The 17,025-nt window shown below is 41.5% G+C and carries 16 protein-coding genes and 2 riboswitches (1 of these 18 running past the window's edge); of the genes, 14 read left to right on the top strand and 2 right to left on the bottom strand.

The features are described 5' to 3' along the window. Nucleotides 1-45: 45 nt before the first annotated feature. Together SporoP8_RS06570 and SporoP8_RS06565 are read right to left on the bottom strand one after the other, a co-directional pair. A complete protein-coding gene (locus SporoP8_RS06570) occupies nucleotides 46-807 on the bottom strand; it encodes a glucose 1-dehydrogenase (protein ID WP_085131768.1) in 762 nt (253 codons plus the stop codon). Nucleotides 808-958: 151 nt separating this feature from the next. Continuing rightward, nucleotides 959-2,089 carry a methionine biosynthesis PLP-dependent protein gene (locus SporoP8_RS06565; protein WP_085131767.1) on the bottom strand — a complete coding sequence of 377 codons (1,131 nt, stop codon included), beginning with the start codon at nucleotides 2,087-2,089 and terminating at the stop codon, nucleotides 959-961. A 79-nt stretch (nucleotides 2,090-2,168) separates the two neighbouring features. Continuing rightward, a riboswitch (SAM riboswitch) is annotated at nucleotides 2,169-2,269 on the bottom strand. Between the two features lie 155 nt (nucleotides 2,270-2,424). Here SporoP8_RS06565 and SporoP8_RS06560 point away from each other — a divergent pair. The 14 genes from SporoP8_RS06560 to SporoP8_RS06495 all read left to right on the top strand — a co-directional run. Continuing rightward, nucleotides 2,425-2,760, top strand: a complete 336-nt coding sequence (locus SporoP8_RS06560) for a DMT family transporter (RefSeq protein ID WP_085131766.1) — start codon at nucleotides 2,425-2,427, stop codon at nucleotides 2,758-2,760. A 2-nt stretch (nucleotides 2,761-2,762) separates the two neighbouring features. Next, nucleotides 2,763-3,077, top strand: a complete 315-nt coding sequence (locus SporoP8_RS06555) for a DMT family transporter (RefSeq protein WP_085131765.1) — start codon at nucleotides 2,763-2,765, stop codon at nucleotides 3,075-3,077. Nucleotides 3,078-3,083: 6 nt separating this feature from the next. Beyond that, the gene (locus SporoP8_RS06550) at nucleotides 3,084-3,611 is read left to right on the top strand and encodes a methylated-DNA--[protein]-cysteine S-methyltransferase (protein ID WP_232319226.1); all 528 of its coding nucleotides are present in this window, start codon (nucleotides 3,084-3,086) and stop codon (nucleotides 3,609-3,611) included. Nucleotides 3,612-3,616: 5 nt separating this feature from the next. After that, complete coding sequence (locus SporoP8_RS06545; protein WP_085131764.1) at nucleotides 3,617-4,339, top strand: FadR/GntR family transcriptional regulator; 723 nt, start codon at nucleotides 3,617-3,619, stop codon at nucleotides 4,337-4,339. Between the two features lie 152 nt (nucleotides 4,340-4,491). Further along, on the top strand, nucleotides 4,492-5,211 hold the full coding sequence (locus SporoP8_RS06540) for a (Fe-S)-binding protein (protein ID WP_085131763.1): 720 nt from the start codon (nucleotides 4,492-4,494) through the stop codon (nucleotides 5,209-5,211). A gap of 23 nt (nucleotides 5,212-5,234) precedes the next feature. Next, a complete protein-coding gene (locus tag SporoP8_RS06535; protein WP_085131762.1) occupies nucleotides 5,235-6,656 on the top strand; it encodes a LutB/LldF family L-lactate oxidation iron-sulfur protein in 1,422 nt (473 codons plus the stop codon). Between the two features lie 2 nt (nucleotides 6,657-6,658). Then, nucleotides 6,659-7,375, top strand: a complete 717-nt coding sequence (locus SporoP8_RS06530; RefSeq protein WP_085131761.1) for a LutC/YkgG family protein — start codon at nucleotides 6,659-6,661, stop codon at nucleotides 7,373-7,375. Nucleotides 7,376-7,622: 247 nt separating this feature from the next. Then, nucleotides 7,623-9,092, top strand: coding sequence for a nicotinate phosphoribosyltransferase (locus tag SporoP8_RS06525; RefSeq protein WP_085131760.1), 1,470 nt, complete (start codon nucleotides 7,623-7,625; stop codon nucleotides 9,090-9,092). A gap of 16 nt (nucleotides 9,093-9,108) precedes the next feature. After that, nucleotides 9,109-9,933 carry an ammonia-dependent NAD(+) synthetase gene (gene nadE / locus SporoP8_RS06520; RefSeq protein ID WP_085133572.1) on the top strand — a complete coding sequence of 275 codons (825 nt, stop codon included), beginning with the start codon at nucleotides 9,109-9,111 and terminating at the stop codon, nucleotides 9,931-9,933. Nucleotides 9,934-10,055: 122 nt separating this feature from the next. Next, nucleotides 10,056-11,006, top strand: coding sequence for an AAA family ATPase (locus tag SporoP8_RS06515; protein ID WP_085131759.1), 951 nt, complete (start codon nucleotides 10,056-10,058; stop codon nucleotides 11,004-11,006). Further along, nucleotides 11,003-12,181, top strand: a complete 1,179-nt coding sequence (locus SporoP8_RS06510) for a DUF58 domain-containing protein (protein ID WP_085131758.1) — start codon at nucleotides 11,003-11,005, stop codon at nucleotides 12,179-12,181. Before SporoP8_RS06515 ends, SporoP8_RS06510 begins: the two co-directional genes overlap by 4 nt. After that, complete coding sequence (locus SporoP8_RS06505) at nucleotides 12,178-14,346, top strand: transglutaminase TgpA family protein (protein ID WP_085131757.1); 2,169 nt, start codon at nucleotides 12,178-12,180, stop codon at nucleotides 14,344-14,346. The genes SporoP8_RS06510 and SporoP8_RS06505 overlap by 4 nt, the downstream gene beginning before the upstream one ends. 204 nt (nucleotides 14,347-14,550) lie before the next feature. Continuing rightward, a complete protein-coding gene (gene guaA, locus SporoP8_RS06500) occupies nucleotides 14,551-16,104 on the top strand; it encodes a glutamine-hydrolyzing GMP synthase (RefSeq protein ID WP_085131756.1) in 1,554 nt (517 codons plus the stop codon). Continuing rightward, nucleotides 16,104-16,205, top strand: a riboswitch (purine riboswitch). It overlaps the preceding gene by 1 nt. A gap of 79 nt (nucleotides 16,206-16,284) precedes the next feature. After that, nucleotides 16,285-17,025 carry the 5' portion of an NCS2 family permease gene (locus SporoP8_RS06495; RefSeq protein ID WP_085131755.1) on the top strand. The gene runs 594 nt beyond the window's last position, so only the first 741 of its 1,335 coding nucleotides appear in the window; its start codon is at nucleotides 16,285-16,287; its stop codon lies beyond the right edge, outside the window.

The following is a 17,025-nucleotide window of genomic DNA, read 5'->3' as shown; positions in this document are numbered from 1 at the left end:
ATGTAATCGGCTATTTCCAAGTGCTTTATCATGAAATTCTACATCTTAATATGCAGACCATCCGTTGTCAGCTTCCATAATGATACCGTTAACATAGGAAGATTCGTCTGATGCAAGGAATAGCGCAATGTTTGCAATCTCTTCTTTTGTTCCGGGGCGGCTCATCATGTTTACGCCCCTTAGCGCTTGCTTCATTCCGAACTCATCCGGTTGTGACAAGCTGTTTGTAATATTAGTTGGTATGTGTGCTGGGGCAATCGCGTTACAACGGATATTTAATGGACCGTATTGAGAAGCAACGTTTTTCGTCATCCCTGCCACTGCGTGTTTTGATGCCGTATAAGCAAAGCCACCTCGACCACCTGTCACCGCTGAGATAGAAGCCATGTTGACGATAACACCTGCTTTTTTCTCTTCAAAGATAGACAATGCTTTACGGGTTGCGCGCATCACACCTGTTGTGTTGATTGCCAATACTCTTTCCCATACTTCATCCGTTACTGTAGCTGCAGAATACATATTGTCCATAATACCGGCATTATTCACTAGAATATCAAGTGTACCGAATTGCTCAACTGCTGTATCTATCATTTTTTGTACGTCTTCTTCAACTGTTACATTGGTTTTGACTGCTAATGCTTCACCACCAGCACTTTTAATCGTCTGGACAGTTTCTTCTGCACCTTCAATATTCATATCTGCAATAATAAGCTTTGCACCTTCACGGGCATACAATTCAGCAATTTCCCGTCCAATCCCAGATCCTGCGCCAGTTATTACTGCTACTTTATTTTCCAAACGTTTCAAACTTATCGCCTCCAATTATATTAGTACGATTTGATTATATTATATACTTTCATGCCAAATTATTGAAAGAGTAGTTTCTGTACTTTGGCTGCAAAAAAAACAACCCGTACTATCATAGTTAAAATGATTATTCGAGTTGCACGGGTTACTATTATTGAACTTTTACGCCTTCTACTACTTCTTTTGCAGCATAAAGGGCTTGTTTTACATCAGCAATCAAATCTTCTACATCTTCTACGCCCACCGAGAAACGGAGCAAACGGTCGTCTACTCCACGGCGATTACGTTCTTCTAATGGAATATCCATATGCGTCTGTGTAGTCGGATACGTGATGAAGCTTTCGACACCACCCAAACTTTCCGCGAATGAAATTAAGTTCATATTTTCAAGGAATGGCCCCACCCACTCACTATTCTGTACTCGGAATGACAACATACCACCGATTCCAGCGTAAAGCACGTCAACAATGAGAGGTTCTTGTTCTAAATAAGATACCATCTCTTTGGCATTTGCATCATGCTGTTTCATGCGTAAATGCAAAGTCTTTAGACCGCGTACTACAAGCCATGAATCAAGAGGGGACAATGTAGCTCCAATCGCATTATGGTTAGTAAATAGACGTTCGCATAAATCCTTACCTTTTGCGACGACTAGACCTGCAAGCACATCATTATGTCCACCTATATATTTCGTCGCGCTATGAATGACGATATCTGCACCTTCTTCAATTGGTCGCTGGAAATAGGGTGTTAAAAACGTATTGTCGACAATGAGTAATAAACCATGCTTTTTCGCCAATTCTGCATACGTACCAATAGCGATGTTTTGCATTAATGGATTTGTAGGCGTTTCCAAGAAAATCGCTTTTGTACGATCAGTAATCGCTTGCTCGACTTCCAAAACATTATCGAACGATAGGTAACGCGTTTTAATATTGTACGTCTCTTCATACTGGTTAAATAGACGATAGGTGCCGCCATATAGATCTTCAGGCGCCAATAGTTCCGAACCTGTTTTAAATAAAGATAAAATGAGTTGAATAGCTGCCATTCCAGAACTGCAGGCAAATCCTTGATCACCTGATTCCAAGTTTGCGATTCCATCTTCTAGGACAGAACGCGTAGGATTTTTTGTTCGTGTGTAATCGTATCCCGTGGATTTACCTAGACCTTCATGGTGGTAGGCTGTAGACAAGTAAATCGGCGTATTGACTGCTCCGGTTTTCACATCACTGTGGTTTCCAAGTTGTACTAATCTAGTTTCTAATCCGTTGTTTGTCATGAATATCTATCCCCCCAACAAAATAAAAAAGAACCTCTTCTTTTCGAATAGGCCCTCGAACATACAAGTGTATACAGTATTCTCATCTTCAAGGTGGTATCACCCTTGGAATTAGCACCGTGCCTGGGGCTGGTTGCTGAGACATCGCTGGGCCTATCCCTCCGTCTCTCTCGATGAGAATATTCATAATATAGGCAAAACTGTTGACGGATTTATTCTATCATGCAGATATACTAGATGCAAGTTTCCTTTTACCGTCAGTTGATGATTATTTGTTTCAGTAAAAGATTTGCTATACTATAAATAATATTCATGACGGGAAGGAGATTTTCATTTTGGCTTGGGGTTATGTCGCGCTAGCGGCTGTTATAGAAATCTTCTGGGTAGTCGGTCTTCGTTACTCTGAAACTGTAATTCAATGGACCGGAACTATTGTGGCGATTGTATTCAGTTTTTATTTCATTATTAAAGCATGTGAAAAATTACCTTCGGGCACGGTATACGCAGTTTTTACCGGATCAGGTGCCGCTGCAATCCTTTTGGTGGATATCTTCGTCTTTCAAGCAGGTTTCACATGGGTTACGTTGACCTTCATCGGATTAATCGTCATCGGGGTAGTCGGTATCAAACTGACAACAGATGAAAAAGCAGATACAGAAGGAGGTGGCTGACAATGGCTTGGGTGTACTTAGCTTTGGCCAGTCTCGGTGAAATTTTTGGTGTAGTGAGTATTAATTATTATTTACAGAAGCGTTCAATTAAAAGGTTATTACTTATTGTGGGGATATTTGGTTTTGGTTTTGTTTTCCTGTCTCTTGCTATGCGCGAGATTCAGATGAGTACAGCCTATGCGGTATGGACAGGACTAGGTGCAGCGGGAGCCGTATTGATGGGGATTTTGCTATTCAAAGAATCCGCTAGCATCAAACGTCTCTTCTTTTTATCGCTCATTATTCTAGGTGCTGTTGGCTTGAAAATATTCGGTTAAAGGGGAGTGGACACACTGGTTTATTGGACGCGATTTGATTTCGGCGGATGGTCTGTGACATTAGCTTCTACAGAAAAAGGACTTTGCTACATGGGACTAGCTGAAGATAGTTTGGAGCATATGAAGGATTGGTTAAAGCGATTTGGTATTGAAGGTTTACAGGAAGATGAAAGAAAACTTGGAGTCTATAAAAGTCAGATTAAAGAGTATTTATCAGGAAGAGCTTATGATTTTCCAATGTTGTCCCTTGATTTAAAGGGAACACCGTTTCAATTGCAAGTGTGGGAAGCGCTACAACGAATACCGTATGGGGAAATTACAACTTATTCAGAGATTGCGGAACAGATGGGGAAGGTATCTTCTGTTCGTGCAGTAGCATCCGCAATAGGCAAGAATCCCGTATTGATCATAGTGCCTTGTCATCGTGTTATTGCAAAAAGTGGACGATTATCCGGCTATCGAGATGGTGAAGAGCATAAACGGAGCTTGCTACAACTGGAGAAATCCAGCCGGATAAGTGAGAGAACGGAGTGAACGACATGAAATATAAGCAAATTAAACCGAAGAAAATATATGAAGAAGTAGCGGAAAGTTTATTTGGCTCCATTCAGTCTGGGGAGTTGAAACCAGGTGATAAATTGGATTCTGTGCAGCAACTGGCTGAAAATTTTACGGTCGGTAGGTCGACCATTCGGGAAGCTTTAACAACTTTACGTGCTAGAGGGCTTATCGAGATGAGACAGGGAGAAGGTACATATGTCAAGGAATTCTCATCCGTCGATATGATCTTCCCGTTACAGAGTGCCTTGCTTATGAATCAACAGGATATTCAACATTTATTAGCGGTGAGAAAAATAGTTGAGACTGGAGCTGCAGCGAATGCAGCAGAATCCCGTACAGCAGATGACATGAAAAAGATGGAAACGGCACTCGATGAAATGAAAAAGCATGCCGGAGATATTTTGCTAGGTGAAAAAGCGGATTTAGACTTCCATTTTGCAATCGCAGAAGCAACGAAAAATCCTTTATTGGTAAATTTGCTTAGTCAAGTTGCAGGGCTAATGAGCGAATCGATGAGAGAGACGCGTCGCATTTTCCTCTATACAGATACAGCGACAGTAGAACGCTTGCATGATGAACACGAAGCCATATTTTTGGCAATTAAATCACAGCAACCAGATCATGCAGCAAGTACTATGCAAGCTCATCTTCTGAATGTGGAATCTGTTTTAATCAACCATTGGCAGTCGGTAAAGGAATAAAAAAATCACTCATTATATGTTGAGTGATTTTTTTTATTGAAATAGATGAATGTTCTGTTAATGGGAAGATAAATGTAGTATGCTATGTAAAATGTTAGTCATCTGATGACCTGTCGACTATATAAAACATTATGGTGAAGGAGTGAAGTGAAATGAAAGTAAGCTTATTCATAACATGTCTTGTGGATATGTTTTATGCAGATGCCGGTAAAGACATGCTAGAAATATTGGAAAGGCAAGGCTGTGAATTATCATTTCCAAAAGGCCAAGTATGCTGCGGACAGCCTGCTTACAACAGCGGTTATGTAGAAAATTCAAAATCAGCAATGAAGAATATGATTAAGACTTTTGAAAATGCGGAGTATGTTGTCACTCCTTCAGGATCTTGTGCCACCATGTTTAAATTATATCCTAATGTATTCAAAGATGATCCCAAATGGTTAGCAAGAGCACAGGAGCTGGCGGATAAAACGTATGAATTCACACAGTTTCTCGTGAATGTATTGCAAGTGGAAAATGTAGGAGCAAAATTGGTAGGAAAAGCGACTTATCATCCGTCTTGCCATATGACGAGATTACTAGGCGCTAGTGAAGAACCGAGGAAGCTATTGAATCAAGTGGAAGGACTCGAAATGATCCCTTTACCGAATGCTCATAATTGCTGCGGATTTGGTGGAACATTCTCCGTTAAGATGGGGGATATCTCTGAACAGATGGTAGATGAAAAGGTTAATAGTGCCATAGTGACTGAAGCAGATTATTTAATTGGGGCGGACTGTGGTTGCTTGATGAATATTGGGGGGCGTGCAGAACGTATGGGCAAGAAGATCCGAGTTATGCACATTGCACAAGTATTGAATAGTCACGAATAAACCAAAAAAGTGGGGTGATAGCAATGGCAATGAAGTTCAGTAAGAAAAACTTTACAGATCGAACAAAGGATAATATTTCGGACGATTTCATGAGACAGGCAGTGGCGAGTGCACAAGAACGCTTGCACGGAAGAAGACTAGATGCTGCAGAAGAGTTAGGCAGTTGGGAAGAATGGCGTTCACATGGAGAAGAAATTCGTCAGCATGTACTTGAAAACTTGGACTATTATTTACATCAGCTAAGTGAAAATGTAGCAAAACGTGGCGGTCATGTATTTTTTGCAAAGACTGCTGAAGAAGCGAGTGATTATGTTCGGGAAGTCATCAAGAAAAAAGATGGCAAAAAAGTCGTCAAGTCAAAATCGATGGTAACAGAAGAGATCAATTTGAACAGTGTTTTGGAAGAAGCTGGATGTGAGGTCATAGAGACAGACTTAGGCGAGTATATACTTCAAGTAGATGATCATGAACCCCCCTCGCATATAATAGCGCCAGCTCTTCATAAAAACAGAGAACAAATCCGCGAAGTGTTTGCGGAAAAACTGGATTATCATAAGACATCTAAACCGGAAGAATTAGCTTTACATGCACGAGAAAAACTGCGTCAAGAATTTTTAGATGCAGATATCGGTATTACAGGATGCAACTTTGCGATAGCTGAAACAGGCTCGATTAGTCTGGTAACGAATGAAGGGAATGCACGACTAGTCACTGCATTGCCGAAAACCCAAATTACAGTGATGGGGATGGAGCGGGTAGTACCCTCTTTTGAAGAGTTCGAAGTACTAGTCAGTCTATTGACGCGAAGTGCCGTGGGGCAAAAACTTACCAGTTATGTAACTGCATTAACAGGTCCGCGCGAAGAAAGAGACGTAGATGGTCCTGAAGAATTCCATTTAGTCATCGTCGACAACGGGCGTTCTAAAATTTTAGGGACAGAATTCCAGTCTGTGTTGCAATGTATCCGATGTGCCGCGTGTGTCAACGTATGTCCTGTTTATCGTCATATCGGTGGACATTCTTACGGCTCAATTTATTCGGGACCAATTGGTGCTGTGCTATCGCCATTGCTTGGTGGGTACGACGATTTTAAAGAGCTTCCTTTTGCTTCCACACTTTGCGGAGCGTGTACGGATGCTTGTCCAGTGAAAATTCCTCTTCACGAACTACTTCATACACATCGACGCATCATTGTGGAAGAAGAAGGTCGATCCCCTATATCTGAAAAACTGGCAATGAAAGCATTCGGGATTGGTGCTTCTTCCAATCCGTTGTATTCTATGGGCTCAAAGGTAGCATCTACTGCGATGAAACCTTTGACAAAAAATGACCGGATATCAAAAGGTCCGGGTCCGCTGAAGGACTGGACAGATTTACGGGAGTTCCCGGCTGTCGGAAATACGCGTTTTCGTGACTGGTTCTATGATCAAAAAGGGGGGAAATAAGCATGACAGGATCTATTCAAAACCGTGATGCGTTTCTAGGTACGATTGCCACACAATTAGGTCGCGAACCAATGAAGAAAATAGAAAAGCCGATATGGAAACATCAGCCCCAGCGTGCAGTGTTAGCGGACGCTTCAATAGATGAATTACTCGGAGTATTACGTGTACAATGTGAGCAAATTCATACAGATATCGTCGAAACGACAAAAGAATCGTTACCCGTTGCGTTGGATGAGGTAGTAAAAGCTTACGGTGGTGGACCATTATCTCTATGGAGAGACGAACGTTTTGGAAAGTATGGATTATCGCACTTAGTAGAGACAAAGTGGCCCTCAGAACAGATTGAAGTCAATAGCTGGGATCCTTCACTCGGAGAGAAGAATATCGAATTGGCTGAACAAGCAAATATCGGCATCACATTCAGTGACATGACCCTCGCGGAATCCGGCACCGTTGTACTATTTAGTAGTGCAGAAAAGGGGCGTTCAGTCAGCTTGCTTCCAACGCATTATATTGCCTTAATCCCTAAAAGTACGCTAGTCCCAAGAATTACCCAGGCATCAGATATGATTCGTGAAAAACTAAACAATGGCGAGCAAGTCCCATCCTGCATTAACTTCATCACAGGTCCAAGCAACTCCGCGGACATTGAAATGAATCTCGTCGTCGGTGTACACGGTCCTATTAAAGCAACATATATTGTTATAGACGATTGCTGAAAAATGAAGTGACGACTTCCATCATTTAGAAAGTGGGAAGCTAAAACAGAAACCAATTTCACTAGAAATAATTACGTGGGACAGAGGGAAACTCCGAAATGAATCGGAGCTGACTTCTGTCTTTTCTATGCTAACTTAAAAAACTTACATTTCTGAAGTCAATTCAGCAGTTGATGATTACTTTGCTGAGAAATAGGGGAAATAGTGTATAATGACAATATTATTGCAGCGGAAGAAGGAGACGACTATGACTTCATCATACAAAGACGACAGTTTAGCGTTACATACAGACCTTTATCAAATCAATATGGCCGAATCGTATTGGGCGGACGGCATTCATGAACGGAAATCAGTATTTGAAGTGTATTTCAGAAAAATTCCATTCGGTAACGGTTATGCAATATTTGCAGGCCTTGAACATGTACTGAAGTATCTTGAAGAGTTTTCATTCACAGAAAGTGATTTGGCTTATTTAAGAGAAGAGCTTGGGTTTTCTGATGATTTCCTTGATTATTTGAAAGGCGTCCGTTTCACAGGTGACGTGTATTCCATGAAAGAAGGAGAACTCGTTTTTGCGAATGAACCGATCATCCGGATTGAGGCGAACTTGATTGAAGCGCAATTGATCGAAACAGCATTGCTAAATATCGTTAACTACCAAACGTTAATCAGCACAAAAGCTAGCCGTATCAAGCAAGTAGTGAAAGATGACGTAGTGATGGAGTTCGGGAGCCGACGTGCGCATGAAATGGATGCCGCAGTTTGGGGTGCGCGTGCAGCGGTCATCGGTGGCGTGGAATCTACGAGTAACGTACGCGCGGGAAAACGTTTCGGACTGGCTGTTTCGGGGACTCATGCACATTCATTTGTCCAAGCCTATAGAGATGAGTACACTGCATTCAAAGTCTACGCACAACGTCATCGAGACTGCGTGTTCTTAGTGGATACGTATAATACATTAAAGATTGGCGTCCCTACAGCCATTAAAGTGGCAAAAGAACTTGGAGACAGCATTAATTTCATAGGAGTACGACTCGACAGTGGAGATATTGCGTTCTTGTCAAAAGAAACCCGCCGTATGTTAGATGAAGCAGGTTTCACGGATGCGAAAATCGTAGTATCGAATGATTTGGATGAGTACACGATTTTAAACTTGAAAGCCCAAGGAGCTCAAGTTGACATTTGGGGTATTGGAACCAAGCTGATTACGGCATATGATCAACCAGCGCTTGGAGCAGTCTATAAAATTGTGTCCATCGAAAGCGATGATGGGGAAATGCAAGATACGATTAAAATCTCAGCAAACATAGAAAAAGTGACAACGCCCGGCCGCAAAAAACTCTATCGAATCATTGACCTCGAAAATGGCAAAGCGGAAGGTGACTATATTACGATGCATGACGAAGATCCGACAAAGGAAGAACGCATCAAAATGTTCCACCCCGTGCATACATTTATCTCAAAATTTGTAACGAATTTTGAAGCGGTGAACTTACACGAGCAAGTTATTCGCGATGGAATAACCATTTATAAAAACCCACCAGTTTATGAAATTCGTGAATTTGCACAAAAAAATCTTTCCCTACTGTGGGAAGAATATAAACGTTCATTGAATCCAGAAGAATATCCTGTCGATCTTAGTCAGAAGTGTTGGGATAATAAGAGACGTAACATAGAAGAAGTGCATGAAATGGTTGAGAACTACACAAAACGATGAAAAGGAAGTGGGAGCGTTGACATTGCAGCAAGAAATTATCCAAGCATTACGTGCGAAGCCGGAAATCGACCCGCAGCAAGAGATCCGGACTTCCATCGACTTTATGAAAGCATATTTGAAAAAAAATACATTTTTACAAGGTTTCACATTAGGTATCTCAGGTGGTCAAGACTCTACATTAGTCGGCAAACTAGCGCAGATGGCAATTGATGAGCTGAATGAAGAGTTAGAAGAAGAAAAGTACCATTTCTATGCACTCCGTTTACCGTATGGTGTGCAGTTTGACGAAGATGATTGTCAGGATGCATTGCGTTTTATTAGTCCTTCGGTCGTCTATTCAGTGGATATTAAAGAAGCGGTAGACGCCAGTGAACGAGCTTTGATCAAAGCAGGTCTTTATATCTCTGATTTTGATAAAGGAAATGAAAAGGCGCGCGAACGTATGAAAGTACAGTATTCTGTAGCGGCCGTTCATCACTCGGTCGTTCTAGGTACAGATCACGCAGCTGAAGCAATCACTGGATTCTACACGAAATTCGGTGATGGTGCAGCGGATCTTATGCCAATTTACCGTCTGAATAAACGCCAAGGAAAACAATTACTAGAAGAACTAGACTGTCCACCTCATTTATACAATAAAATCCCTACAGCTGATTTGGAAGGTAATAAACCCGCCATTCCAGATGAAGTAGCGTTAGGTGTGACGTATGATGAAATCGATGACTATCTTGAAGGAAAAGAAGTATCGACTGCAGCGCGAAAGCAAATTGAAGGACACTATTTGAAATCAGCCCATAAACGACACTTGCCTATTACGGTATTTGATGAATTTTGGAAATGAAAACTGCCGACCTCTTATTAGATAATGGGTCGGCTATTTTTCTGTTTGTCGGGATTATTCGTTTCAGGTATGATAGTTTCATACAAAAAGACGGATTCAGTTCGTGACGGGAGAGAACAACTATGCATTCACAATGGATCGAACGAGTATTGGACAATATTGACAAAGTTATTGTTGGAAAACGTGATATAGCGGAGCTAAGTATGACAGCATTATTAGCTGGCGGTCACGTATTACTGGAAGATGTACCGGGCGTTGGCAAGACGATGCTAGTCAGAGCACTAGCGACTTCAATCGGTGCAAAGTTTAAGCGGATTCAATTCACTCCAGATTTATTACCTTCTGATGTTTCAGGCGTATCCATCTATAATCCACAGACGATGCAATTCGAATTTCGTCCAGGACCGTTGATTGGGAATATCGTATTGGCTGATGAAATCAACCGAACATCACCCAAAACACAGGCTGCTTTATTGGAAGGGATGGAAGAGGCGACGATTACGGTAGATGGAACGACTATTCAATTACCAAGACCGTTTTTCGTAATGGCAACACAAAATCCTATTGAATATGAAGGGACGTACCCTCTACCGGAAGCACAGCTTGATCGTTTTATCTTTAAGCTGAAAATGGGTTATCCGACAAAACAACAAGAAATGGAATTATTGAAAAGGGCGGAACGGCAAACGCCAATTGAGCAAATTGACGCCATTCTAACAGTGGAGGAATTACTAGAGCTACAGCGTCATGTACGCGAAGTGACTGTAGACGATACGATTGTTTCTTATATTGTAGATTGTGCAGAAGCAACACGCCAGCATGAATCGGTTTCTTTAGGCGTAAGTCCACGTGGTTCGATGGCATTAATGAAAGCTTGCCAAGCTTACGCATTCATAAAAGGACGCACGTTCGTCTTGCCTGACGATGTACAATATTTAGCGACGTTTACATTTTCGCATCGAATGATTTTGCGCCCTGAGGCGAAATATGAAGGAATCGATACTGAGGAAATAGTTAACCGAATTCTCGAACGTCTACCAGTTCCAGTACTGCGCAGGTCAGCTACTCTATGAATGGTTTGCGATCATTCGGACGTTTCGCGAGTGTCCTAGCCATTGGTACAGCTGCCTACGTCTTTGCAAAATTTCAAGGGGGTTTCGTTAGCTGGTTCATCTTCTATACGTTGATTCCATTTGTGATATACTCCGTGCTCCTTTACTTGTATCCGTTACGGGATCTCACAGTTGCGCGATATATTGAAGAACGACATGTAACAAGGAATGGACATGTAACCATACGAGTGGTTCTAAAGAGAAATTTCCCATTCCCTTTACTATATGTAGTTCTGATGGATAAACGAGTACATGATAAGCGCGAAAAGATTGAACGGAAAATTACGCTTCTAGGATTTCGGAGAACATATGAACATACCTATTTGCTGAAGAATGTTCGGCGTGGTGAATACACCTTGCCAACAGTAGAAGTGGAAGTAGTAGACTTTTTTAATTGGATTCGTAAAAAAAGAGTATTTGTCGTTCGAGACCATTTTTTGGTTTATCCGAGCGTGACAGCTATGGTGTATGAATCGGCATCTAAAGGAACTAGTGAAGGACAGCAACTTTCCGCTTACATGCTAGCAAAAGATGCAACAACACCCTCTAGCATTAGGGAATATGCGCCAGGAGATCGGTTGTCTTGGATTCATTGGAAATCATTTGCTCGTACTTCGAAATTAATGACAAAGGAATTTGATGAACAGCGATCAGAGCAATATACGTTGCTATTGGATTGCGGAATATCTGAAGCATTTGAAGATGCTGTGGAGTTTGCTGCATCGATTGTAGTATCTGCCGGACAGAGTCATGCCAAACTAACCATGATCACAGCAAGTGACCAACCGAAAGTGTTTCCATTGATACAATCCTCAGATCAGACTAGGCAAGCATTAGTACATCTTGCAAAAATCCAGCCTGAAGACATACAAAAGGTAAGGTTGCCAATTGATAAAGCAATGCCTAAGGATGCGATGTTGCTTATTACAGGAAATCTTCGCATGGATTTCATCCATCACGTATTGACGTGTACTCTTGACGCAACCGCAGTGGTCTGCTTTGTGGTGATGACAGATCATATAAATGAAAAATCACTTGAACCTCTTATTAATCAAGTGAAACTGCTCGGTATTACTGTGAAATTAATTTATCCATCTGATTATTCATCGACGTTACAAAAGGCGGTGAATTCATGAAGAAACCGATAGTAAGTTGGAAAGTGCTGATGTTTTTATACGCGCTTAGTGTCGTTTTACTGTGGGAGTGGTTTATCCCAATTATGGATTTGACAGATTTCGGACATCCTTCTTTATTCATCATCTATCTGATACTCTTTTTTGCATTAGCTTTATTTCGATTATCATGGTGGGTCGGCGGTGTAATCCAGATACTTTATGTGTTATGGGCTATTCATTATATGTATTTCGATCAACTATGGATTTCTATAGAAACGACAGGCTATATTTTACAAGATGTCCAACGGAATATCCTGTTGCTAATCAAAGGTGATCTGGGTGAATTATCGAATTTATTCCGTACGTTATTATTGTTTATATTAGTTTGGATGATCGCCTATTTGCTTCGCCACTGGATTGAAGTCCGGCGTAGTATGATGATGTTCTTTAGCTTTACTATAGTGTTTGTAGCGTTGTTGGATACGTTCACTCCATATGATGCTACTTCGTCTATTGTGAGAATTATGATAGTAGGCTTATTGATCGTAAGTTGTCTTACATTAATTAAATTATCAGGTGACGAAGGATTATCACTTCGTCCAAAAAGATTACTTCTGCTTTCATTGCCGGTGATACTGATAGTTGTATCTGTCGGTTTACTTTCCAGAAATGCACCAGTATATCCTCCCGCATGGCCTGACCCCGTACCGTTCTTATTATCTTTAAGTGGAGTGGAGGAGAAGGGATCTGATAAAGGACAAGCTCGGGCGGGTTATGACCCCGATGATTCGCAACTAGGTGGAGCTTTCGTCCAAGACAGTCAGTTAGTGTTTGAAGCATCTGTAGAACAACGTCAATATTGGCGTATTGAAACGAAGGATACATATACTTCGAAGGGGTGGATACAAGATAAAGAATCAAACAAGGAACTACTGTTTACAGGTGAAGATTTGTGGGCACCCGTTGTAGAGGGAGAAGTGTCGCTTGCTACACTGGATTTCACTGAACCATTGCCGTTTCTTGCTACTCCCTATGGCACGACGAAGATTTCCTCACCTGAAGGTTTTGACCTCATGCACGAGATGACGGCAAACCGACTGTATTTGTTGATGGGTCTGCAGGAGAAAATTGAACAGTATGAAATGGAGTTTGTAGAACCTACATACACTATGTCAGATTTGCAGAAAGCAGAGATGGTGAACTATGAGACGGTTCAGGAGGATTTGGAAAGCTATTTGCAACTTCCGGATGAATTACCGGAACGCGTGAAGGAACTCGCTTTATCGATTACAGAAAATGAAACCGCAGTCTATGACAAAGTGAAAGCCGTAGAGCAATACTTTAAAAAGAACGGTTTTGTTTATGAGACCCAAAATGTTCCGGTACCCGATGAGGATCAGGACTATGTGGATCAGTTTCTATTCGACACGAAAAAGGGCTATTGTGATAATTTCTCTACTTCCATGGCCGTCATGCTAAGGTCGGCAAATATACCAACGCGCTGGGTAAAAGGATTTGCACCTGGGGAAATGGCGTTTAAAGCATCGGGGAAAAATGTTTATCGCGTGACGAATGATGAAGCTCATTCATGGGTGGAAGCATATATTCCTGAAATAGGATGGATGCCGTTTGAGCCGACGATAGGTTTTACACATCCGACAGAGATTGAATTCAATATTTCCAATGAAAGTCCTGAACAAGAGGAAATTAAAAAAGCCGAGAAACCGGAAGTGGAAAAAGAGAAAGAACTTCCTAAGAAAACAAAAGGTTCGCCTGCATTCGACGCGTTCAAACAAAAGTTTGCGTGGTTGTTCAGTCAATGGTGGCTTTATGCATCGCTACTCGTGTTGATAGTAGCGACGGGTGTCGTACTATATAGCAAGAGAAGCAATTGGTTACCGAAATGGCGTATAAAACAATTGAGGAAACTACCGAATGGCCGCGTGAAATTCGAACAGCAATTTGCACAGTTATTACAACAACTAGCGCGTACCGGCTTGCCAAAGGATACCGCAATGACACTTACCAACTATGCAATACTTGTGGATGGACGATATGGAGGAGACCGAATGACCACCTTGACCCGCGCGTATGAAATGGGGATTTACGGAAACAATTGGCAATCCCAAGATTGGGATAAGTTGAATGAAGTGTGGGAAGATTTAATTATTAGCACAACTTGTTGATTTTTTAGCGAAATATGCGTAAAATATAGAGCGGATGATGCAAGAAATATCCTCGACATTTCTTGCGCTAACGAACGTCAGCTATCATCGAATAGCAGTACCTGGATTCTTTGATGGAAAAGACGCGTGGAAAGTTGACTTTCTAACGCGTCTTTTGTAGTTGAGGCGTGAAATGGTATTAAAAAATTGGAAGAGGTGGATTAGTTGTCAAATGCTCCTGTGTTAGCCGGACAAGAAAAAATTGTAGTTCTCGATTACGGCAGTAAGTATAATCAGCTCTTCACGCGTACAATCCGCGAATTCGGTGTGTATAGTGAGTTACACGCACATACAACAACAATTGAGGAAATTAAAAAAATGAATCCAGTCGGTATTGTACTTTCCGGCGGTTCAGCATCTGTTGGAGACGAGAAAGCGTATGCTATTGATCCAGCAATATTCGAATTAGGTATTCCTGTATTAGGCATCAGTTATGGAGCTCAAGTAATCGTCGATCATTTAGGCGGAAAAATAGAAAAGAATACAGGCAACGAAAGCAAAGAAGAAACGTTGACAGTGGATACGACGTCTACATTGTTTGCTGGTCAAGCCGACAAACAAAATGTTTGGGTGAGCCATAGCGCTAATATTGCAGAGTTACCTGAAGGCTTTACTGCATCTGCAAAAGACTCCACTGGCAATATTGCAGCGACTTCAAATGATGGACAACAGATTTATGCGATTCAATTCCATCCCGAAGATTATCGTTCAGAAAACGGAAAAGATTTCCTGCGTAACTTTGTTTTTGAAATTTGTAAAGCTTCAGGCGACTGGACAATGGATCGTTTCATTGAAATTGAAATAGAGAAGATCCGCTCGGTAGTTGGCGATCGTAAAGTACTTTGCGCACTAAGTGGCGGAGTTGACTCTTCAGTGGTAGCTGCTTTGATCGACCGTGCAATAGGGAATCAGTTGACATGTATTTTTGTTGACCACGGATTACTTCGTAAAGGCGAAGTCGAAAGTGTAGTTAAGACCTTCAGTGAACAGTTCAGCATGCACTTCATTAAAGTAGATGCACGAGAACGCTTCTTGAAAAAGTTGGAAGGTGTTACAGACCCTGAGCAAAAACGTAAGATTATCGGTAATGAATTTATTTACGTATTTGATGAAGAGTCAGCTAAATTAGATGGCATCAAATACTTAGCGCAAGGTACGATTTATGCAGATATTATCGAAAGTGGAACTGCAACTTCTGCAACTATTAAGTCTCATCATAATGTGGGTGGTTTGCCTGAAGACATGGACTTCGAGTTAATCGAGCCATTACGCGCATTATTTAAAGATGAAGTACGTGCGGTAGGAGCAGAACTTGGATTGCCTGAAGAAATCGTTAACCGTCAACCATTCCCAGGTCCGGGACTTGGGGTTCGTGTGCTTGGTGAAATTACGGAAGATAAGCTTGAAATCGTTCGCGATGCAGACTTTATCTTACGTGATGAAATCGCAAAGGCTGGACTCGATCGTTCAATTTGGCAATATTTCGCAGTATTACCGAATATCCGCAGTGTAGGTGTGCGTAACGAACAACGTTCTTACGACTATGCGATTGGTATCAGAGCGGTTCATTCAGTAGATGGCATGACAGCGGACTGGGCTCGTATACCTTTCGACGTATTAGAAAAAATCAGTACTCGAATTACGACTGAAGTTGATCAAGTCAATCGTGTTGTATATGATATTACAGCGAAACCACCTGGCACAATTGAGTGGGAATAAGTTAAACAACAGAATATGATCGTATAACGCTGGGAATATGGCCTAGAAGTCTCTACCGGAACACCGTAAATGTTTCGACTACGATCCTAAATAGAAATATATTTTCTATTGGATTAAAGAAGAGGCATGCGAATTTTTTCGCGTGCCTCTTTTTACATAAGGAGAGTTAGGAAGGTCACAATGAAAAAACACTTTGAGTTTGATAAGCTTGGCACCAATTATCGTCGCGAAATCATTGGTGGAATTACTACTTTTTTAGCCATGGCATATATTTTGGCAGTAAATCCAATTATGTTATCTTTGGACGTTGTACCTGATCTGCCTGATTCCATGCGTATGGATAAAGGCGCTGTATTTGTTGCTACTGCGCTTGCAGCTGCAGTTGGAACGTTATTTATGGGCTTGATAGCCAAATATCCGATTGGTTTAGCACCGGGCATGGGTTTAAATGCATTCTTCGCTTTCACGGTAGTGCTCACTTATGGTATACCATGGCAAACAGGATTAACTGGAGTACTATTCTCTGGATTAATCTTTATAGTTCTTTCATTGACAGGATTACGAGAAATTATCATAAATGCAATACCAGCCCAGCTGAAATTTGCGGTAGGTGCAGGGATCGGTTTGTTCATTACATTCCTAGGATTACAAAACGCCAAAATTATTGTAGCAGATGAAAATACGTTAGTGGGCTTGGGTGATTTAACAGCTGGTCCTACATTGCTAACGATCTTCGGATTAGTCATCACGATTATTATGATGGGTAGAAAGATCAAGGGCGCTATTTTCTATGGCATGATTATGACCACTGTTTTAGGTATGGCGGTCAGTCTAATAGAAGTGCCACATAAAGTAGTAGATAAAATCCCGTCAGTCGCACCCACGTTTGGTGCAGCTTTCGATGCGATCATTAACGACCCA

Source organism: Sporosarcina ureae, from assembly GCF_002101375.1.
Classification (GTDB): Bacteria; Bacillota; Bacilli; order Bacillales_A; family Planococcaceae; genus Sporosarcina; species Sporosarcina ureae_B.
The sequence above is the reverse complement of the archived record's forward strand: the minus strand, read 5'-3'. Positions and strand labels throughout refer to the sequence as shown.